This window comes from Bradyrhizobium ivorense, from assembly GCF_900696085.1.
Taxonomy (GTDB): domain Bacteria; phylum Pseudomonadota; class Alphaproteobacteria; order Rhizobiales; family Xanthobacteraceae; genus Bradyrhizobium; species Bradyrhizobium ivorense.
The window spans coordinates 1027278-1047846 of the sequence record NZ_CAADFC020000016.1 but is presented as its reverse complement, the minus strand read 5'-3'; the positions used below and the strand labels follow the sequence as shown (position 1 = coordinate 1047846).

At 60.5% G+C, this 20569-nt stretch carries 12 protein-coding genes and 1 tRNA gene; 6 read left to right on the top strand and 7 right to left on the bottom strand.

The features are described from left to right. The first annotated feature begins 149 nt into the window (after nucleotides 1-149). From CI41S_RS24815 to CI41S_RS24800, 4 genes are all read left to right on the top strand, one after another. Nucleotides 150-779 (top strand): Maf-like protein, encoded by a 630-nt coding sequence (locus CI41S_RS24815; RefSeq protein WP_139486892.1) that lies wholly within the window; start codon nucleotides 150-152, stop codon nucleotides 777-779. Nucleotides 780-1181: 402 nt separating this feature from the next. Then, the gene (yacG, locus tag CI41S_RS24810; protein ID WP_139861958.1) at nucleotides 1182-1364 is read left to right on the top strand and encodes a DNA gyrase inhibitor YacG; all 183 of its coding nucleotides are present in this window, start codon (nucleotides 1182-1184) and stop codon (nucleotides 1362-1364) included. 119 nt (nucleotides 1365-1483) lie between these two features. Continuing rightward, the gene (locus tag CI41S_RS24805; protein WP_139861957.1) at nucleotides 1484-2461 is read left to right on the top strand and encodes a Bug family tripartite tricarboxylate transporter substrate binding protein; all 978 of its coding nucleotides are present in this window, start codon (nucleotides 1484-1486) and stop codon (nucleotides 2459-2461) included. Nucleotides 2462-2685: 224 nt separating this feature from the next. After that, nucleotides 2686-2761 (top strand) — tRNA-Phe (locus tag CI41S_RS24800). 333 nt (nucleotides 2762-3094) lie between these two features. On the opposite strand, the gene CI41S_RS24795 is transcribed toward CI41S_RS24800, so the two are convergent. The 7 genes from CI41S_RS24795 to CI41S_RS24765 form a co-directional block, all read right to left on the bottom strand. Further along, a complete protein-coding gene (locus CI41S_RS24795) occupies nucleotides 3095-3976 on the bottom strand; it encodes an ArdC family protein (RefSeq protein ID WP_139861956.1) in 882 nt (293 codons plus the stop codon). A 755-nt stretch (nucleotides 3977-4731) separates the two neighbouring features. Beyond that, nucleotides 4732-5850: a RecB family exonuclease gene (locus tag CI41S_RS24790; protein ID WP_172628179.1), complete on the bottom strand. Its 1119-nt coding sequence runs from the start codon at nucleotides 5848-5850 to the stop codon at nucleotides 4732-4734. A gap of 86 nt (nucleotides 5851-5936) precedes the next feature. Further along, entirely contained in the window at nucleotides 5937-12047 is a 6111-nt protein-coding gene (locus CI41S_RS24785; protein ID WP_139861954.1) for a DEAD/DEAH box helicase, read from the bottom strand. Nucleotides 12048-12050: 3 nt separating this feature from the next. Then, complete coding sequence (locus CI41S_RS24780) at nucleotides 12051-15020, bottom strand: hypothetical protein (RefSeq protein ID WP_139861953.1); 2970 nt, start codon at nucleotides 15018-15020, stop codon at nucleotides 12051-12053. A gap of 218 nt (nucleotides 15021-15238) precedes the next feature. Then, the gene (locus tag CI41S_RS24775; RefSeq protein WP_139861952.1) at nucleotides 15239-15613 is read right to left on the bottom strand and encodes a very short patch repair endonuclease; all 375 of its coding nucleotides are present in this window, start codon (nucleotides 15611-15613) and stop codon (nucleotides 15239-15241) included. Beyond that, the gene (locus CI41S_RS24770) at nucleotides 15549-16835 is read right to left on the bottom strand and encodes a DNA cytosine methyltransferase (RefSeq protein WP_139861951.1); all 1287 of its coding nucleotides are present in this window, start codon (nucleotides 16833-16835) and stop codon (nucleotides 15549-15551) included. The genes CI41S_RS24775 and CI41S_RS24770 overlap by 65 nt, the downstream gene beginning before the upstream one ends. 173 nt (nucleotides 16836-17008) lie before the next feature. Next, the gene (locus CI41S_RS24765) at nucleotides 17009-18208 is read right to left on the bottom strand and encodes a restriction endonuclease (protein WP_139861950.1); all 1200 of its coding nucleotides are present in this window, start codon (nucleotides 18206-18208) and stop codon (nucleotides 17009-17011) included. A gap of 540 nt (nucleotides 18209-18748) precedes the next feature. Between CI41S_RS24765 and CI41S_RS24755 the strand changes: the two genes are divergently transcribed. Continuing rightward, complete coding sequence (locus CI41S_RS24755; RefSeq protein WP_139861948.1) at nucleotides 18749-19486, top strand: hypothetical protein; 738 nt, start codon at nucleotides 18749-18751, stop codon at nucleotides 19484-19486. 167 nt (nucleotides 19487-19653) lie between these two features. Beyond that, nucleotides 19654-20385: a hypothetical protein gene (locus CI41S_RS24750; protein WP_139861947.1), complete on the top strand. Its 732-nt coding sequence runs from the start codon at nucleotides 19654-19656 to the stop codon at nucleotides 20383-20385. The last annotated feature ends 184 nt before the right edge of the window (nucleotides 20386-20569 follow it).

Here is a 20569-nt window from a genome sequence, read left to right as displayed (position 1 = left end):
GTTGTCGCCAGACTGACAAACAGCTGTGCTTATGGGGCCTTGTCTGTCAGGGGATGCGCGATTCGCGGCCGGTTCCGCGGTTGTGCAACCATGCCCCATCCGATAGGTTCCGCGCTCGCCCGTCCCGCCGATTCCAGCCAAATAACCGAATGCTAGGCCGTCCCAAATTCGTTCTTGCTTCCGGCTCGCCGCGGCGGCTGGCGCTGCTCAACCAGGCCGGCATCGAGCCTGATGCGCTGCGTCCGGCCGATGTCGACGAGACCCCACGGCGGGGCGAGCTGCCGCGCGCCTGCGCCAACCGCCTGGCGCGCGCCAAGGCCGATGCGGCGCTGAAATCGGTGCATCTCGACGACGATCTGCGCGGCTCCTTCATCGTCGCGGCCGACACCGTGGTCGCGGTCGGCCGCCGCATCCTGCCCAAGGCCAATCTGGTCGACGAGGCCGCGCAGTGCCTGCGGCTGTTGTCCGGCCGCAACCACCGCGTCTACACCGCGATCTGCGTGGTGACGCCGCGCGAGGCGTTCCGCCAGCGCCTGGTCGAGACCCGCGTCCGCTTCAAGCGGCTCAGCGAGGACGACATCCAGGCCTATATCGGCTCGGGCGAATGGCGCGGCAAGGCCGGCGGCTATGCGGTGCAGGGCATCGCCGGCTCATTCGTGGTCAAGATGGTCGGCTCCTACACCAACGTCGTCGGCCTGCCGCTCTACGAGACCGTGACCCTGCTCGGCGGCGAAGGCTTTCCGATCCGCCACGGCTGGCTCAACGCCGTCGCGGTGTAGGATCGCAATATTCGCTCGGCATCGGTGGTGCACCTCTCCCCTTGTGGGGGAGGTCGAATCGCATCGCAGATGCGATTCGGGTGAGGGGTTTGTCTCCGCGGATAGAGACCCCTGATCCGGCGCGGATTTCATCCGCGCCACCTTCTCCCACAAGGGAGAAGGGCAGAGGAACCGGCGGCCGCGCCCGATCGCGGGGGCGCGTTGCCAAAACCCGAAAAACAACCCCATGCAAAGTAGCCGGGCGGCGCTCGCCGGCCACTTGACGCGTCGGGCAACTCAGCGGTAATATTCCAATATTCCGAAATCGTGCAGGCACCCATCGCCACCCGCAAGCGGGAAGGAGGCAGCGCGGAACGCGCGGCGGCCTTCTTCATTGCCAATTGATGTAACCTGCGTGCCGCCATGACCGACCAAGCCGAAAAACCGCAAAGCCCGCCGCGGCGCTGCCCGATCTGCGGCAAGCCCGTCGAGCAGGCGTTCCGCCCGTTCTGTTCGCCGCGCTGCCGCGACGTCGACCTGAACCGCTGGCTGAGCGGCTCCTACGTCGTCCCCGGCCGCGAGGACGACGACGAGGATCCGGAATAGCGCGCCGCGCAATAGCCCGCCCGCGCTCCGCGCCGGATTGATTTCGCCGCCGGCCGCCGCCACACTCCCGGCAACAGCACGACCCGAGACAATCGGGCGATGCGTGGAGGAGACGACCGATGCTGACCCGCCGCCATCTCGTCGGCCTTGCCGTCATCGCCGCACCCGCAATCCTGAGTTCGCGCGCGCGGGCGGCGGAGTGGCCGGCAAAGCCGGTGCGGATCGTGGTGCCGTTCACGCCGGGCGGCTCGACCGACATCACCGCGCGCCTGGTCGGCAACCGGCTGCAGGAGGTCTGGGGCCAGACCGTCGTGGTCGAGAACAAGCCGGGCGCCGGCGGCAACATCGCCGCCGACCTGGTCGCGCATTCGGAGGCCGACGGCTACACCGTCTTCATCGTCGGGCCCGGCATGGCGACCAACCCGTTTCTCTATCCGTCGCTGAGCTACGATCCGGTCAATGATTTCGCGCCGGTGACGATGCTGATCACCCAGCCCAATCTGATGTGCGTGCCGAATTCCTCGCCGGCGACGTCGGTGCAGGCGTTCATCGCCCATTGCAACGCCAATCGCGGCAAGGTGACCTATGCTTCGTCGGGCAACGGCACCACGCTGCATCTGAGCGGCGAGCTGTTCAAGCGGCTCGCCAGGGTGGAGATGACGCATATCCCCTATCGCGGCGGCGCGCCGGCCATCAACGATCTGATCCCGGGCCGCGTCGACGTCATCTTCGACAACATGCCCTCGATCCTGTCGCATGTGCAGGCCGGCCACGTCCGCGCGCTGGCGGTGACGACCAGGCAGCGCGTCGCCCTGGTGGGCGAGATCCCGACGCTGGATGAGTCCGGCGTGCCCGGCTTCGACGTGTTTTCCTGGTTCGCCTTCTTCGTGCCCGCCAAAACCCCGCCGGAGGTGATCGCAAAGATCAACGCCGACACCAACGCCGCGCTGGTGCATCCGCCGGTGAAGACCCGCTTCGAGCAACTCGGCGCCAACCCGAAGGGCTCGACGCCGGCGGAACTGGCCGCGTTCCTGAAATCGGAGACCGACAAATGGGGCCCGGTGATCCGCGACGCCAGGATCAAGCTGGAAAACTGAGGAAAGAAGCGCCCGCCGCGATCAGCCAACCACAGGCAGCATCGCCTCGTTGGTCGCCCAATCTCGCCTGATGATGTGAAATAACTTCATTATTTCAATGTGTTGTGGCTGGCACAGCGGCCGGGCTCGCCACGCCGAAGCCAACGGCGAAGGCGGGTGGACACAACGCTTCGACCTCTCTATAAACCGCCCGCTCGCTTCGGCCTTTGGGCCGCTCGCGACATGCCCAGGTAGCTCAGTTGGTAGAGCATGCGACTGAAAATCGCAGTGTCGGTGGTTCGATTCCGCCCCTGGGCACCACCTAACACCTTGAGCTAATTCAATAAATTATCTCGGCTCCACTCCAGACATTTTCCGCCCAATCTTCGTTGCAACCAGATTGCAACCTCACTCCGAAAAAGATGCGTTTGCAGCTCCCTGAATGCAGCGCGTCCCGATAGGCTGAGTAGCTCGTAGCAAACGGGCCAACTGCCGCACCGCTAGGCGCAAACCCTGGCCGGCGCAACCACCAGAGCCAACCAGCACCTGCCCAGCCGAAGGTCTCCAGCGTTCGATCTGTGTAGAACACTTCGATCGTGGCACCCGTCACCGGATGAATGTCGAAAAACGGCTCGTGCCGATGGCAGGATATTGTCATGCCGCCGCTTCCGACGGCGCCGAAAGCGCCAGCCCCCGCAGGAAGTCAGCGGCGGCTTGCGCCTTGCTGCATGCCGTGAAGAAAGCGCGCGTGTCGGCCCTTAGAAGGCGGATCCAGTTCTCGATATAGCCGGCGTGGCGCAGATCACCGTCAATCGAGAACTCGGCGCACAGAAAGGCTGAACAGAGTTCGGCAACCAGTTCCTCTGCAGCGTAGGCCCTCTCGCCGAAGCGGTGACGCAGATCACGGGCCAGCCGCGACTTGTGGCCCGTCCAATGGCCAAGCTCATGAAACGCGGTCGAATAGAAGTGAGCAGCATTCTTGAAAGCCTCGAACCGCGGCAGGCTGATGAAATCGGCACCGGGCAGGTAGTAGGCTTCGCCGAAGCCTTCCCGTATGCTGGCGCCGGTGCACGCCAGAAATTCATCGACCGCGGCGGAGCGTTCGTCGCAATTGCGCGGCTTTACGGCACCTGGCGCCACGATCCTCTCAGGAAGGTTTTCACACTGGTCCAGGTTAAAGACGGTGTATTCCCGCAGCATCGGCACAATACGCGTTACGGCGTCATCGTCCGCGCTCTTGTCGCGGACCTGCAGCTGTTTGACAAAATACACCTTCGTGCCGCGCTCGCCTTTGCGCACGTTGCCGCCCAACTCCAAGGCTTGCTTGAAGGTCAGAAAGCGCGGCGTGCGATACCCCGCCGCCTGCGCCATCCACAACAGAACGACGTTGCATCCGGAGTAGGGCCGATTGCTCACCGCATTGTAGGGGGTGCTTGCGCCGGGGGTTGCCGACCAGGGTTTGATCCACGGGGCGGCGCCGGTTTCCAGCTCGGCAATGATGCGTGCCGAGACTTCCGCATAGAGGTCGCGTTTCATGAAGGTACCCGATGGCTGTGACTGGTGCGACCGGTCGGTCGCTCGTTACAGCCGCGTCGGGCCCTCAGGCCGCGCGCATCAAATCTTCACCCCCCGGGGGTACCTGGACAGGCCCCCCGTCTCGCGCGCGCCGACACGTGGGTCGAAAATTTCTAGGGTCAAAAATCCGAAAGGTTGCTACTTTCTTAACAGGATTTGACTTGACGCCAGAACCGATCCCCAGACGGAGTTTTGACCACCAATTGAATTAATCGTTCAGGCGCGTGGGGGGAAAAATGAAGGGCGAACCGAAGGCGATCAAGGCGAAGTTCGATCAGCTACTGCGATCACCAAAGATCCGGTTTCCAAGCGCCGGTGACCGACTCAGCGTCACCAATCTTCATGGCGTCTACATTGTCTACTCGCCCAAAGGACGGGTGGCTCACGTTGGTCGAACTGTAAGAGGCAAGAACGGCATACGTCGGCGGCTCAACAACCACCTGTATGGGGCCTCCTCATTCGTCACCAAAGCACTTAAAGGCAAAGGTACTCCTAGAGGCCTATTGCATCGGTCAGCTCTGTCCGGATCACTTGGGCGAAGGCGGAGGCTAAAAGCGTAGCGTGTAAAATGGTCATGGCACGTGACACCGAACCTATCGTTCACATGGCGTTGGCAGGAGCGCACGTCGCATTAGCAACATGACGGCCCGCGACCAGATTGGGCGGCCTTCGTTCGACGGTCTTGCAAAATCGCGTCCCCCTGGGTGCTGCTCCGATCAACGCGCGCCGGCCTTGAGTGCGTCCGTCCCTTCGGGTTCGAGAAATACCTGCGCACCCCAGGCACGCCGCTCGCGTCGGTCGCGTGGTAATTCGTAAAAGACGCGCGGGTGATAGCGGTTCCCCTTGAAGTCCCTGCTAGGTCCGGGACTCTCCAGATCGAACAGCCAAATCGCACGACCAACAAATGAGGCAGCAATACCATGACGGTGAGCGAGACGATCAACCCGAATGCGTCTTCCCGCGGCGTCCTTCAGCGTCACGTCCATTGCGCCTGCATTCACGGCCTGAACGGTCCCCCAGCAATCATAGGAAATCCGCGCTGATTTGTCGGGGTAAGCCAGCCACCAAGAGGGTGCCTGTGTAAGATAAGCACGGCATAGATGCCGTATACGGCAGCCCAGACAGTCTGCGCCTGGCTTAGCCAAGCTTTCCATTGGATAGTGACCCGCCTCAGGAACGGGTGCCAAAAGGGCTTCGATCCGCTCCCGGGCACGAGCGCGAGTTGCCTCATCGAATCCAACAGGAATCTCCTTACCCACGTCGACTATTAGCGTCACCTCTGCACTCGGCATGGCCTCCAAAAACATTAGACCGTAGGCCTGCAGTTGCAGGGCGATGCTCTCCTTCACCTCACCATCGTCATCCAGCACTGCCCCTGATTTGTAATCCCGGATCTCGTAGCTCTCTGCTGCAACGCGGCGAATACGATCAGCCCGCCCTTTGAGCCGCAACGCTTCACTCGTCAGCGATACTTCCGCACCCAACAACGGCCTGTGTCCCGTTCGATCGGATGTTTCTCCTCGGCGGCGACCGGGATAGTTCCGCCCCAAAGTCTCACAGCGACGAAGAACCCAAGCCCGGAAGCCACTCCATTCCGCTGGGCCAAACACTTCGGCCAGATCGGCAAAGGCAGTCCGGGCCGGATCAGCCATGAGCTCCTCACGGAGGGCTTCATAGATGGCGGCGAACACAGTTGCCGGATCGTCCGAGCCCTCGCCCTTGAACCACTGCTCGATAACTCGGTGCGCAAGGATGCCCCTTGCGGCCGCGGGACCGCCTGGCAAGAGCGAAAGAGCCCTCGCGGGCCGCTGAGATGCCTGCGCAAACTTGGCCACGCACCCGCTCCAACCACCCAGCAGAGATGCTGCCAGCCGATTTGGCACATCGATTGATCGCAGCGCTTCAGGTAGCGCTTGCATGTTCAAGTCCAGTCGAGCAGCGCTCGCCGGATTGTCACCGGCCGCCTCGCCAGATTGAAGGAATCGATGATCGTGAATGGTTCGCTACCCAGTTGGGCCACCGCATCTCCGAGCACCCCGTCAAGCGCCTCAGGATCCCATAGCGGATGCGCGATCACGCCCCAGCGTGTATTCCCATCGAACCGTACCGCCCGTAGCGCTCCGATCTCGCGCACTTCTGCCGTGCTGAACTGTCGCCGAAGGCGCTGCAGATCCCGCTCAACCAACTCAGGCCACATCCTCAGGGCTAGCCCCTCGAACCGCCCGTCGAGACCGCATCGGAAATCAAGGCGATTGAGCGCTTCAAGGAAAGACAAGCCGAGTCGCCAATCCAGCAAGCCATGAAATGGCTGGTTGCGGTACCGGAGCAAGCACCGGTAACAGGACTGTTCGCAGGCGTGCTCATGATTGTCGCGGATGAAAGCATTGAGCGGATAGTCGCTTTCATCGGTCACTGCTTGCCGCAACAGCGATGCGACCAGCGCCGCACCCGATTCCGGCTGTGGTGTTCCCAGCGCATTGCTAAAGCCTGCACCATTCACCAGGTGGTCCGCGATTTGCAGCACGGGCAGGGCCGCGCCACCCGCAGGCCGAAACATCCTAGGCTCGATGACGTCGAACTCCTCGGGATCGATGTCGAGCTCCAGCGCCGCCTTGTTCACTAGAATAAACGTCGCCGAAAGTGCTGCGGCGCGTACGCTCGTTGATGAGAGTGCCTCAAGGACGTCTCTGCCCACCACGCCGTCCAAGTTACGGCGCCCAACCACTCGCTCCAGACTGAGGCCGCGAGGCATTTGGGCCGGCGCGATGTAAAGTGCGTCTGTCGTTTTCGGCGCGGCGAGCCAAACAGAATCGATCCGGCGCTCCTGATCGCCAGTATACGCCGTGAAATCGCTTGGCCCCGCTGCATCACCGATGAACTCATCGGCGATCCATTGCGAATCCAGAAACGCCTCCTGACCGCGCCGGCTGAGCCGCTCTTCGCCCGCCGCCGCACTGAATCCCTTCCATCGGCCTGGTGTATCGGGATCGAGGCCGCCCCGGTTGAGCCGATACGTTTTGATCTGTTCGCCCACCTGGTAAGATAGATTCGAACCAGGCGATTGCGCCAACGCAAGTGCGCCCGCCTCCGACTGAATCGATCGATGCCGTCCGCTCGGCCCATCGCTCTCCACGTCAGGTGACGGTCGGAAGTTGGTACGGAATCCGAGCGGCTCGCGGCATGGTGACGAACGGTCTGGGGAAAGCGGATGTCCGCAAGATCCACAATCGGCCAGTCCCTCCTCGGGCCTGGCTTCGTGCCGGTACCATGACCCACAGTTCTCGCATTCAAGCATCCAGAAAGTGGGCCCAAGTGCCTCGGACATCAGCGGCACATGCATTGGATTCGGTGAATTTGGTCGCCTAAGGCCGAAGCTTCCAAGTCGCCCCGTGAAGCCGATACAGACGTTCTCTCGCTTGTCCTTCACAATGATCGAACCGGGCGCGAATTCGAAGACAGCCAGATCGAGATCGCGGTCGATCGTGGTCCATTCGCGCTCGCGTGTCGAGCTAGAGAAACGATGGCTGACATACAAGTCGCGGACTCGCGTCGGCATACCATACAATGGCAGATCGCCCTGCTCGGCCAGCGAATGCGCGAGACCATAGCGCCTCGACTCCGGGCGGCACTCCAAGGCGTCAATCTCCTGCACGAGCCGATCAGGGCTCATCCACACCGCCTGCGAATTCAAGGGAGAATCCTGACACACAAGCTCTGCGAAAGCACGTGCCGACGCCTCCTCCGTGATCAAAGCGTTTCGCAAACGATCACGCCAGTCTTCGGCGAAATACACGCTCGTCTCCATGAACTCACCGTGGATGTCAGGTGGACGCATGTCGTCTGCTGGCCAATTGGTTGGATGTTCGTCGCGAAGACGCCCGAACGCCGCGTTCAGCCACCACTTCCTCAAAAAGCGACGCGCGATGTTCGGCATGCCACGCGTCAAGAATGGAGGGGGTGGTACGTCACCGGTGATCCTCCGGGGCTCACGGAAGTAATAGAGGTCGTGGCTTTTCGTTCGGCATACCGTCAGCACCATCGAATACGCCTGACGCCTTCGGCCAGCACGCCCGACCCGTTGCTGGTAGTTGAACCTTTGCGGCGGCATATTGGCCTGCAGCACGGCCTGCAATGGTCCGATGTCAATTCCGACCTCCATTGTCGTAGTGACCGCCAGAACGTCGATCTCTTCCCGTTGCCGTAGGAAGGACCTGTCGTCGCGAACCAGAACTTCCTGCCCATCTTCGTCGAGGATTCGCTGGCCGTTCGCATCCCGAGCAGGCCTTACGGCGGGAAACAAAATCCCTCGAAACTTTCGCTGACGTTCTGCGCCATTGTCGGTCTGGCCGGTCAACTCCTCGCAATGCAACCGGAATGGTTGTGCACCGTTGCGGATTAGCCGCTTGGCCAAAAAGTTCCGCTCCACGACGTCGATCACCCGGCCGTTAGGCTCCTGAGGGAGGGGATCGAAGCAGCGCGTGCATATCTCAGCCCCTCGATGCAAATGCACACGCGCGCATTTTCCGCATCGCCAGAATGGATCAGACGGGTCCACCAGCTTGACGCGCAGGGCCGAGGTCGTGAGCAACCCGTGCTGATGACCAGCTTGCGAAAGCCTCTGCAGCACGTCACGCAACCGTGCCCGGGCCTGGTCTCCCCAAAGGCTGGTTGCAAACTTCAGCACACGGCTGCTTTGCTCGATCTGGTTCTCATCCGTCCACGGGTTAGGGGTGCGATCGTAAGGACTATCAAGCAGTCGATAGGCATCGGCAAAGACACGCAGAAAAGCCGAATGCAGTGCGTACGCGCTCTCATCGCCGCCGAAAATCTGGCGCGGCATGCATAGATGCCCGAGACCAGCTTCCTCAATGGAAAAGTATGTGCGGCTCACCAGGATTTCCGTGACGAGCTTCTGCGTATCCTCGACGACAAGCCGCCGGGCCTGGTTCAGCCATTGTTGCTGCTGAACGTCATCCCGCCAATCGAACCCCGCGTCGTGAGACTCGAACAGCTCGTTCCACTCGAACCAGCGAGTCTCTCGGTCCGCCTCCGCCGCAATCGGCCGCGTTCCGGCAGGGTCAGTGGGGTGGACTCCAAGCTCAACAAAGGCGCGGATCAATGGTTTTAGCGACTGGCGTATCCCGCGTGCGCCAGAATACTGCGCCACGGTCCGTGCATTCTCAAGGATGTCACTGATAAGGACGCTATCTTCGCCGACACCTGCTCGCGCGCTGTTCAACGCACTGATCTGCTCGCTGATCCTCTCCTCGGTAGGAAGGTCATTGTTGTCCTCGGCGAGACGGCGTTGAGCGCGCAGCTCCCGAAGCTGCGTGTCAATCGCTTCGGTAGACGGCCGACCGCGTAGAACGGCCTGGAGTTGCGTGATTACCAGATCGCGCCGCAAATCCTCGTGATGCCGGCTTTCCACGTCGAGCGCCGCTTTGGCAGCGTCCTGACGGCTGTCCGAGAACGATACCAGCTTAGGGCTCTCGGCATGCAGTTTGAGAAGATCGAATACTTCGCTGGCGAGGAGTTGCGTCGTCTTTGCAAAGCCTGTCCGAAAGTGTCGAAGCGGCGAAAGTCTTGCACTGGTCTCGATGCGACGCGGTGAATAGTCCGTCTCACAATTCGGGCATTGGTACGGCACGTTCGTGCCAGCGCGTGTATTGCTCCGCTGATGCCGATCAGCCCCCTCTCGTCGTGTGAACAACCAGCCCAGAATATCGGTGTCCCGTGCTGCTTGCCTATTGATACCGATCGTCCGAGCCACACCGGTCGCAGGATCGAGCCTGGCTGCCGCCCAGCCTTCCGGCGAGTTGCCGCGATAGTCGGCTACCTTGGGCAGTTCACTCCGGGCTGTTGGCCAGAATACGGCATACTGGTTGAACGACAGATCCTCAAATCGCTGACTGACTGCGCTATCGGGTAGCCCGTCCAGATCCGCATCGCTCGGCAGCAGTTCGAATTCGTTGTTGCCGCGGCGACGACGCATGCCACCGACGAACATCTCGCCACAGCATTCGCAGTACAGCATCTCGAACAACCGCAGCGGCAGTGCCTCACGTTCGCGGCCAACAGGCTCTTCGCTGACCGTGCGCTCGATCGACAGGCTGCCAGCTACGCGGCTCTCCGAGCGAAAGGCCGGTGCGACGCCAGCGCCGCGATCCAGCGGAGCATAAAGCCCTTCGATGCTGCGGAAGAACGTGTGCAATCGGAAGGAAGGCGCGCGAGCTCCTGGAGCGACTTCCCCAAACCATCGTCCGAACGCGTCTCCAAGACCACGGATCAGCATCAAGCCCCGTACTGCACCGCGCTCCCGATCGCTGTTTCCCCCAAACAGTGTGCTGCTCAAGACGGACCATTCCGTGGCTCTGACCCGCCTGTCTTCCTGCGACCAGCAGGCCAGTGCGAGCCTGCGCCCCGCCTCCTCTACGCAGGCCCGCACCAAATCTACAAGCGGCCCTTCTGACACCACACCCAATCCGGCCGCAACGTCCCGCCATGGCGCTTCGAGAAGCGGAACGTCTCCAGCGCAGGCCGGTTCGGTATTCGTACCTCCGTGCGCTTCGACGAAGGCAATGAAAGGCTCGGGTACCAACGGCTCCGTACCAAGCGGCCGCTCGGCCTCGGTTTCGCCCGTGACGATCGCCGAACGCCAGCCCCTCCTGTCCGCGACACCATTTCCGTTTGCGGTGTATGTACTATAGCGTCCGAACATGTCCCAGAGATACGCGAGGCTCCTCGTTCCTTCCTCGCCATCTGTGGGCAACGAGGCGCTCGAGGCTAGAATGCGAAGCTTATGCCGATGCGCCGGCTCCGTGAGCCCCAGACGCGCGAGAAGGGTCCGAATGAGATATGCCACCTCCGTACCCGCCGCGCCTCGCTGCAAATGCAGCTCATCCAAGACCAGGTAAAAATATGAATCTTCCGACTGTAGCCATCGGCGCGTCCGATCGAAGATTGGCGCATCGACCTCACGATTAAGCATAGCTCCCAGCATGCTGACGTTGGTGATAAGTAGATCGGGAGGTGAGGTCTGCATGTCCCATCGCGAGAGCAGCTCTGCTCCATCGACCGATGGAAAAAGATAACGGTCGTCCGGCTCCGCTTCGCCGCGCGTAACCAACGTCTCCACGTAGCGTTGCGTGCGCTCAAAATCGACCATCTCGGCAAATAGCTTGCCGAGTTGACGAGCGCGACGCTGCCAATCATCTTCGGCCGCCTTGCGAGGGTGGACGTTGAAACCTGTGACCGGGGTATCGCTCGTATAACGACCGAAGAAAATGCGATTGCCGTTGAGGCTTTGCGCCATGACTTCGCGCGCAGGAGTCGAATCGAGCGCCTTGCGCAAGCGGGCCAGCTGATCCTCGACCAGCGCATTCATCGGATAGAGGATCAAACAACGCACGGCTGCCTCGCGCCGCTCACCAGCACGATGCCCCACGAATGGATCGGCGGCGGGATTGCGCTTCAATGGGCGACGCTGCTTCGGAATTCCGCCCTCGCCACCGTAGCTCTCGTAGCTTCGCCCATTCGCATCCTGCCACCACCGACGGGTCAAGTATCCAGCCTGTGGCGCTTCCCAGCGCAGTGCTTCACGTGAGATGCTTGCGAGTACCGGCAACAGGAAGGACTCGGTCTTTCCCGACCCGGTGCCAGAGGTCACGATTCCAGGTTGCGCGTTCCTACTGCCGCGGTAAAGCATTTTCGCTTGGTGAAGGTAGAGCTCAACATCGGCACTATCGAAGAGCCCCGAAGCGACCAGCCGAACGAATACTTCGCGCTCGTTACGCGTGAAATGATCAAGGACCTGTTCATCCCCTTCGCGGTCGACGAGTTCGCCCAGTTTCCATGGGGTGGTGCGGTAACGCGGCAGCGGCTCGAGAAGCGGATCCGTGCACAGGGTTCCTGGACGCTCGATCAAGGCTCTGCGTTCGGCGCTGATCATTGGATCGCCAATGCGAAAGGCGGTGTCGAGGTACGTGGCGTACAACTCGCGCACTCTCAGAAAGCAGCCGATCGGATCGTACATAGTTCATCCCATCATAACTTGCGCATGCCGATGAAGGCGTTGCGGATCGAAAATTCTCTCAAGAACGCTCAATATGTTTCTGCTCAGCGCTGTTGACGCGCACGGATAGCTGTATCGGCCATCCTCAGCGACGCCAGGGGCGGTACCATTGACGATTACCAAGCAACGCGCCATGGGCAAGGGGAGGTAGGCTTGTTCAGCAATCAGCTTCGCGCCATCTGCTTCGGCGAAAGGCTTTTGCCCCAACATTGCGAGCCCCCAAAGGCGAGCCGTGTTGAGGTCGAACGACCACACTGAACGATCTCCGGCCTCCAAGTGCCAATAGTCTGGGCAGCCGGCGCGGACGTAATGTGTGAATGATATTTCACTCGTATCGAGCCCAGCACCCAACGACCACCTCGTCCAAGGCGTGCGCTCGTCGTAATTCTGTGGTGCTGGTCCAAATCCATCGTGCCGACTTTGTTCGGCATAACGCGCGAATTCGAACTCCAGCCACCGTAGGGGAACGCCCGCACGCGTCGAGATTGCTTCAAGTTGCTCTTGCCGGCTGCAGCGCATGGTCACGATGGCAGGCGCTTGCGCAGTGACGTGGGCACGTTCTTCGATCGCCACTCCCGCCTGCTCAGCGGCCAGCCGCACGCTGCGTCGCGTGGTCGGCAGCAAAAGTCCAAGAATTGTCGCCCCGAAGCCTCGCTCAGTTCGAAATCCAACGAGAGTAGGGGCGCGTGCGAACACGCTGCAATGCCGCCAGCGGGCATAGAAGGCGATGTCCAAGATTCCTGCCTCGGCCCAGCTGCGCGTGAGCGCGCGCATCCGCTCGCGCGACAGCCCCATGACCCGCTCCACATGGCCGGACCATTCCCGGAAGGGAATTCCCGTACGTCCGCCAGCGCGTGCCGCCGCAATCGCAAGCAGGCGCTCAACCTCCGCAGCGACGGTCAAGTCTCGCGGCGCCGCAGCCTGGGCCGAAGACACAATGCCTTCGGCGGTCGGTAATTCCGTTGAGATCACGCTCTGACGGATTCGGCTCCTCGCAGGATTGAAACCTTCATCCGAGGGATCCGGCCGGCAGTTGAACAGTAGTTGACGCCACCTCCGCCGAGCCGAAATGTCGGATACGCGTGCGATTCCCGACGTCTCCGCAAGATCGGGTCGGCATCGCGCTCCCATCGCTTTGCCAGCAAATCGTGTTACAGACCAAGCTGCCTCCTCAGGTCCATCGAGGAATTGGCCCACGACCGGGCCAAGATGAAATGTGAGGTCGGCTGCCGGAGCTGACTCAGCGCTTGGGTTCTCGCGAAGCGGCGCGGTTCCCGCTAAGGTCGTCGTCCCACCCAATCCCTCTAGGATCCAAGCATTCAGCTCGTCGGGCAGGCGGACATCCTGGCCAGCGACCACGCGATTGAAGCGGGCCGACAAGCCAACTGTTCCGCCTTCCTCCAGGCCGATTTCGAATTGGAACTCTCCCTCAAGATCGCGGGAAGGCAGTTGCCAGGCGCCTTCTTCATCCTTTCCAAGTGCCTCGTGCCTACCGTCGACACCGGTCATCACGACCGCACTGGCGCCGGGCGCCGTAATGCGGGGGAGGATCTCGCGCAGGCCTAGCCATCCGTCATCCGCCCTCACCCCGCCCTGCAATCGCGCGAATGGCCTTACGATCGAATCATAAAGCTGCCAGCACCCGACCAGCGCCGTCTCCTCCAGCGTCTCGGCTGAAAGGCGGCGAAGCTCCAGGTCTCGCAACTCGACCCACCCGCGGTACACTGATGGGTTGGATCGCACGCGCCCTTTGCCGAAGAGAGTGATCAGAGCCTTTGCCCGCTCCTCGCGCGCAAGAACGGTCCTTGACTGCTCCAGGTGCTCCGGTCCCCCCAATTCGAGGCAGCCGTGGACACCCTCCACCAATGTCACGAGACCTTGCGCAACGAGGCTGCTGAGGCGTGGGATCGCAATGCGGCCGGTGAGCACGTCACGCGCGGTCGCGTACGCGGCTTCGGGCGCATCTGCCACTTCCTTGTTCTCGATCACGGCGTAGCGCCATCGATCAAACGTCACAGGCAATTCTGCGGTCCGAAACCGGCCTTCGGACATCGCCTCATCCGTTACAAGGAATAGGTGGAGTTTATCATCCTGCTCTTCGCAAAGCAGTTGTAACAGTGCTGCATCCTTGCCTTCTTCAACAACTGCCGAGCCACGCCCACGCAGCGCGGCGTCCCGCACTGCCGACCAGAAGCGATGCTCAAGTGTCTCTCTCGCGTGGCGCGCCCCATTCGCGAAACCGCTTCGAAAATCGTCGAAGGCTTGCTGGAACGCTTGCCGAAACCGGCCACGCGAAGCAGCTACCAGCGCAATCACCTTACCGACCGGAGGCTCATGCCCCTGTAGACCAGCTCGGTCGAGAATTTCGGACAACACTCGCTGATCGCGCCGATCGGGAAAGGCGAGCTTCACCGAATGACCGATCCGGGTGTAGCCGCCTGGATGCGGCAATCTCAGCGCCCTGAAGTGCCGAGCATTCGCAGCAAGCCAGGCCGCAAGATTCCCCCATAGCGTTGGCAGCCATTGCAGCGTGTAATCTGGCAGCGTGCCTCCGGCCAGCTCACGCAAGCGCAACAAGTACGATCCCTCGCTCGCCAACTCCTCTGAGGACTCAGACGCTGCGATGCAAGAGAAGATCAGGTGGGACACGAACCTCGGCACGCGTTCTGGTGGCGGCGGTTTCGGCCAATGCTGATAGTTCGCAGCATCGTCGAAGAGACTGCGGTTCGGACCAATCGCTTCGCGTAGCCGGGCGATGAAACTGTCCCTGACGTCTGACGGGTCTGCTGTCGCGTCTCCGGTGACAAGGGCCAGTTCCTCAGGTGTCGTGAGAAGGGCGACGACAGGGGCGTCCTCCCCCGGGCGACGACCGAAGAAATGCACGACAAGGCGTTCGTTCCACTCCGGAAGCTGCCAGCTTCGCCAATCACTCATTCCGACCCCCTCTTAGGGTGTCCACTTGTCAGGCCGGAATTGTTGCGGATACGGGGGCCTCAAGCACATGACATGCTTGACGTGAGATCCCCTACTTACGCCTTACCGATCTGAACCATCGCCACGGCTCCAGGAAGTATGGGGAAACCCGCCTCAAACACGTCGCCCCCGACTCACCCATTGCTTGCAGCGGATGATTCCTTCGCCGAATCCGATCGTCAACGGCTTCCTTTGGCTACATCGCGAATGCGGGCTACGGCCGCATCGGTATCCTCATGCTCCCAGATCCGAATAACGCGCCAACCAGCGGCCGCTAGGAGCGCATCCGTTTCGCGATCACGTTCGCGGTTAGCCTTTATTTTCTGCCGCCAGAAGTCCGCATTTCTCGCAGGCCACGTCGCGTGCTGAGGACAGCCATGCCAAAAACAGCCGTCCAGGAACACCGCCAGACGAGATCCTACGAAGGCCACATCGATCGAACGTCGTGTGACTCCTGGAACGCGGTAATGGACACGAAAGCGAAGGCCTTCACGAAACAGAGCTGACCGCAGAGCTCTTTCCTGCGGATTGTCTCGCCCGCGCGTTCGGCTCATCCGCGCGCTCGTCCCCCCATCCGTTTGCAGTCGCACCTTGGCGTGCGACGAAGTCCCTGAGATCGCGGGTGAATTCCGGCGGGACACGAAGCCCACTCCTCTCAAGCCTACTAAGAAAACCGCTCGCGGCCCGCAGTGATAGGGGCGGCGCCGCGTCGGAGAGGAATTCCGATAAACCTACATATGCCTTACGACCAGGCCACTCCGACACCTCCACCTTACACCGCCGGTTTTTTCCGCCGTAACCTGCTATGGGCCAGGGATGTGCCGCATCAAGCTCTTTCGCTTCGGGGCGCCTTTGTACAGACTGCCCAGCGAGAATCCGCCCTACCCATCCGGCTGCTGGCACGCTGACAGCGTTCCCGACGAGGCGCCACCGTAACCGATCGGCAACGGCTTCTTCCGAGCTAAATGCCGTCCAGCCACGTCGGAAACCCTGGAGTGCTTCTGCGTCCTCGATGGTCGGCGTAACGAAATCACGGCTGCCTGACCGCCAAATCGCTGGCGGCGACGCAATGCCCACGCCCGATGTTCCCTTCAACGGCGGCGTGGCATCGACCGCCCAGCCCACACCTCGATTGCCTTCCGTCCAATAGAACCCACAAGGCGTGTCTGGCACCCACTCTGGCTCGCGCGATGCACCGACATCCGAGAAAAGAAATTCGGAAGGATCCTCGACGCGCGACGCAAGGAGGAAGATTCGACGGCGTCTTTGCGCTAAACCGAAGGCTCGGCTATCGATGACACGATAGGCCCACGTATAGCCAGCCTCCTCGATCTTCCGCGTCAGATAGCGCATGCCTGCACCTCGCTTGAGGGAGAGCAGGAACGGCACATTCTCGAAGCACATCCATTTCGGTTTGCGACGGGCGGCATGAACGAGGTGAAGGACGTGAGACACGAGGCCCGACTTCGGGCCATGGATGCCGGCTGTGCCGCCCGCTGGGCTGAGATCCTGGCAAGGAAATCCACAAGCCAGAACGTCGCATTCGGGCAGCTTCCCGATCCGAGTGATGTCACCGAGGTTCACCACATCCGGAAAGCGTCGGGCCAGCACCAAGCTGGCGACGGGATCGTTCTCAGCAACAATCTCCACACTATGCCCGGCAGCCTTCAGGCCCAGTTCTAGTCCGCCGATACCCGCAAATAGACCAACAACCCTCAAAGCGCCCTGCCTTTGATCACCGATAATTGGCCCCTGGAGGGGCTTGCGAGTCGGCATGATACCTGGTTCGGGCGGTATTCTCGAGAAAGATTTGAGTGCGTCTCAAACCGCGCCCCCAATTACTTTGGTAAACAAGGCTTGCGTCGCTCACGGCTGCCCCTCTCGCTAGCGCAACGTATGATCAAGCGCCGTCGATACGGCCACGCTCGCTGGACCTGCCATGAGACACTTCAGGTCAGTGGGAATTCTGTAGTTAGGAGAGAACTCACCAACTCTGGCGTATTGAATCCATTGGCGACTAGAATGTCTGCAATATCCTTGCCGCTTAAGAAAATGATCGGGTGTCGATCTTCGCGTACCTCCTCATAGGCCTGGGGCGCAACCACAGAGGTGGTTACTAGGACTCCGAACTGTCGGTGGCGGATCCTCGAAATCAGACGGGAGACCTCTCGAACCCCTACAGTGTTGCCCGTCTCCCCGTCGAACGCCGGTTGGTAGCATTTAGCCTCAAGCGAGAATTCGGCGTAGACCGGATCGTCCGTAAGGCCCAAAAGGTATCGACCGATTGCGTCACGACCTCCGTCCACGCTTCCTCGCGTGATGGTGTCGATGATGACTCTCGGATCGTGCATTTGAAACACTCGAGCGGCAAAGGCCTCGAAGGCAACCGGTGCCGGCTCGAAATATTGGAAGATTACTCGCAATATCGCCGTCTTCGTCGGGGTGTCAGGACGCTGCTGGTCAGCGCTTCTAATGGCGGTGGTATTTTCCGAGGCCAGGGCTTTCGCTTGACCTGATTTCACCCAGTCTTGCCACGGCGTAGGTGCGGAGGCCGCACCTGAGCCATTTCCACAAGCCAGCGCCAACAACCACGAGCGCGTAATCACCGGAACGTCCAGCACGGTGAAGACGGCACGATAATTCTGAAAGCGTTGTCCTTTTGTCGTCTTCCAAACAGCGACGAGATCGGCGGTCGATGGCAGACCAGCAAATCCCGGCACCGCTAGTCCCTTAAATTGCACAGACCGAGAACTCGCAGTCGTGGGGAATTTTTTGAAAATAAAGAACGGTGGCACCTTTGCGCGCAACTCCGAAGGACCGTGCAAAAGCTCGAAGGCGCGACGCAAGATTTGATTGCCAGATGTCTTATGCAGCTCATGCCCCGGCTTCTTGTTGTCGCCAAAATAGATGAATTGGCCGGTGCTCAAATCCAATTTGTCCGGCCAATCACTATCCTCACCACTGGTGTAGAGCACAACGAACTTCTTGTCCGGGCCGCGCCCAGCTTCGCGAAACCCGCCCTGGTTTCCAACGCCCTCAAGGATTTTGGAGATTGGATCGTCGGCGGCGTTCCCATGCCTTCCGCCCTCATAGATGGCATCGACGATTAGGTCCGATGATGATAGGTCATTCGAAGGAATGATGCGCACGAGAATTTCGCCCCCACCAGAGACGTGGCATTTTGCTCAACTGTCCAAAATAGATGCGCTGCCAACTGCCCGAACGTACCATACCTAGTATTTACATCATCCCGGCATCGCAGAACGGTGCCGGGATGTGAGATGACGCTACCTGTGAGTGCCGTATTGATTTCCGGTGCTCGGGTTCGAATAGGTGCCGCCTTTGTGAGACGATCCCGAACCCCCAGTATATGAGCCACCATGACTGGACGTGTGATGGCCTCCTCCATAGGAAACCCTGCCACCGCCATGACCTCCCCCGCCTCTTGCTTCAGCAAAGGTCGTTGAGCAAAGCAGCACGACCGCAAATACTGTAATCTCTTTCAACGCAATCCTCCCTCAACCGCAACCGTCTTAGCGACGGTTGTTTATGATCAAACAGCCAGGTGCAACAAGACACGGCTCGTTCGCATACACACAACTAAGGTCTATGCTGTGAGTTGACGCGACCTATTGATATCACGTTCTGGTTGCGGTTGTATCCCATATTGGTCTGGCGGGGGCAATACCGTGCGTAGCTTAGGCATCGTGGCGCTTTGCATCACATTGGGCGGCTGTGTAACGAACAGCGAAACAGTTCAGTTCAAAACTTCTAATCCGCAACAGCAGGCGCTCATGCGGGATGGGCAGCCAGCACTTGTCTCTCGACAGAAGAACTCGCTCGTCCTGTGGCGTCCTGCTTCTCGACAGTTTCAAGCCAACGGTCGGCCGGTATTCGTCGTGGGCATCAACAATCTTGGCAGAGCCCCCATAGATTTCCGGGTATCACAGGTCGAAGCGATCCAACACGTCGAGGGAACCGATCATTCGATGCAGATCGTGACGTATGAAATGCTCATGCAGAAAGAGAAGAACCGTCAAGTCGCAAGGGCTCTCATTACGGGTCTAGCGGCAGCGGGCAACGCCTACAGCGCTTCGCAAGCTGGGTATGGCAGCTACACCACTCCAAACGGTCGCACCGGTACTTTCTACAGCCCAACGGCCGCGGCGATTGCCCAGGGCAATGCAGCGGCTCAAAATGAAGCGATGGTCGCTGCGACGGTGGAGGCAGGCCAACGCAACATGGCGGCGCTTGAGCAATCCGTGATCAAGGACAACACACTCATGTCGGGCGAATGGTATGGCGGCCAGTTGCACCTAGCGCCACCGACTGATCAGGGCGGCGGGGCCAAGACGTACACAATTGTCATAACCGTTGGGGCTGACCGGCACGTTATCGATATTGCACAGGGACCAGCGGGGGTCTGAGCGCTGACCCAATGGGACAGGCGAGACGGCGAAAGCTCGAACCGTGCATCTGCGGCAGCGGCCTGCCAGCAGGCCAATGCTGCTGGACGGCACGAGGTTTTCATAAGAAGCCTGCGGTTCTTGACCTGCGCAACACGGGTGTGACAGGCAGTCGTGACCGCTGCTACATGTCAAGAACGGGAGGGTGCGGCACCCGGGTTTCCGGGGAGCATCTGATTAGCGAGGCTGTGCTCAAGGTAATCGCTGACAAAGAGATCGAGGTGAGCGGAATGCCTTGGCTCAAAGGACAGAAGAAAACGCTCGGCTTCGGCGCCCTCACAGCGAATTGCCTTTGCTCAAGGCACAACAGCCTATTGTCACCCATTGATATTGCGGGCGCCAGGTTTTTCGAAGCAATTCAGAAGTGCGGTACGAATGACTGTGGTCGCGGGCTATTGTTCCTGATCTCAGGGCACGATGTTGAACGCTGGATACTGCGCTCGCTGACGATCTTCGGTGTATCCGGCAATTTTGCCATTGATGGCACGGTGATTGATCGAGACTTTGTCGACCGCCTTCACATCATCGAGTTGCTTGAGAGCGTGGCGAACTGGAAGAGACCCCTTGGGCTCTACTTCACACGAAGCGTTGGCCAACAGTTCATGCGCGCTGATAATTTGCAAATTGCACCCCTGCTAAAAGCCGGAAGCGAGGAACTGGTTGGTATCGCGCTAGACATACAGGGTCTGCATTTCGCATTGGTTGCCGCCGACCACGACCTCGCAGGCACGCGTCTCACTCACGCGCTCTATCGGCCTGCTGGATTTGTCTTCCGCATTGGTGCGGCGATCAATCGAGTGTTCCTCTCTTGGGAAGATGGCCTGCGCCACGAGAGCGTTATTATGGAATGGACGCAATAGCTGAGGTTGGCGGGTCTAATAATTGCGGCGGTGCTCTGGCTGGCGACGGCGGCCGTCGTCGCTTAGGGAGCCGTTAGACTGCCGCTACCGTCAAAGCATTTTCCGACCCAGGGATGATGAGGCCGCCCGTGCTTCTACGGACATCTCGGCTGACGACCCACACTTGCATACGCGCACAAGTTGC

Coding starts and splice junctions, on each gene's coding strand:
- CI41S_RS24780 (WP_139861953.1), bottom strand. CDS start 15,020: ATGAGTGATTGGCGAAGCTGGCAGCTTCCGGAGTGGAACGAACGCCTT.
- CI41S_RS24770 (WP_139861951.1), bottom strand. CDS start 16,835: ATGCCGACTCGCAAGCCCCTCCAGGGGCCAATTATCGGTGATCAAAGG.
- CI41S_RS24815 (WP_139486892.1), top strand. CDS start 150: ATGCTAGGCCGTCCCAAATTCGTTCTTGCTTCCGGCTCGCCGCGGCGG.
- CI41S_RS24795 (WP_139861956.1), bottom strand. CDS start 3,976: ATGAAACGCGACCTCTATGCGGAAGTCTCGGCACGCATCATTGCCGAG.
- CI41S_RS24805 (WP_139861957.1), top strand. CDS start 1,484: ATGCTGACCCGCCGCCATCTCGTCGGCCTTGCCGTCATCGCCGCACCC.
- CI41S_RS24750 (WP_139861947.1), top strand. CDS start 19,654: ATGTCAAGAACGGGAGGGTGCGGCACCCGGGTTTCCGGGGAGCATCTG.
- CI41S_RS24775 (WP_139861952.1), bottom strand. CDS start 15,613: ATGAGCCGAACGCGCGGGCGAGACAATCCGCAGGAAAGAGCTCTGCGG.
- yacG (WP_139861958.1), top strand. CDS start 1,182: ATGACCGACCAAGCCGAAAAACCGCAAAGCCCGCCGCGGCGCTGCCCG.
- CI41S_RS24785 (WP_139861954.1), bottom strand. CDS start 12,047: ATGTACGATCCGATCGGCTGCTTTCTGAGAGTGCGCGAGTTGTACGCC.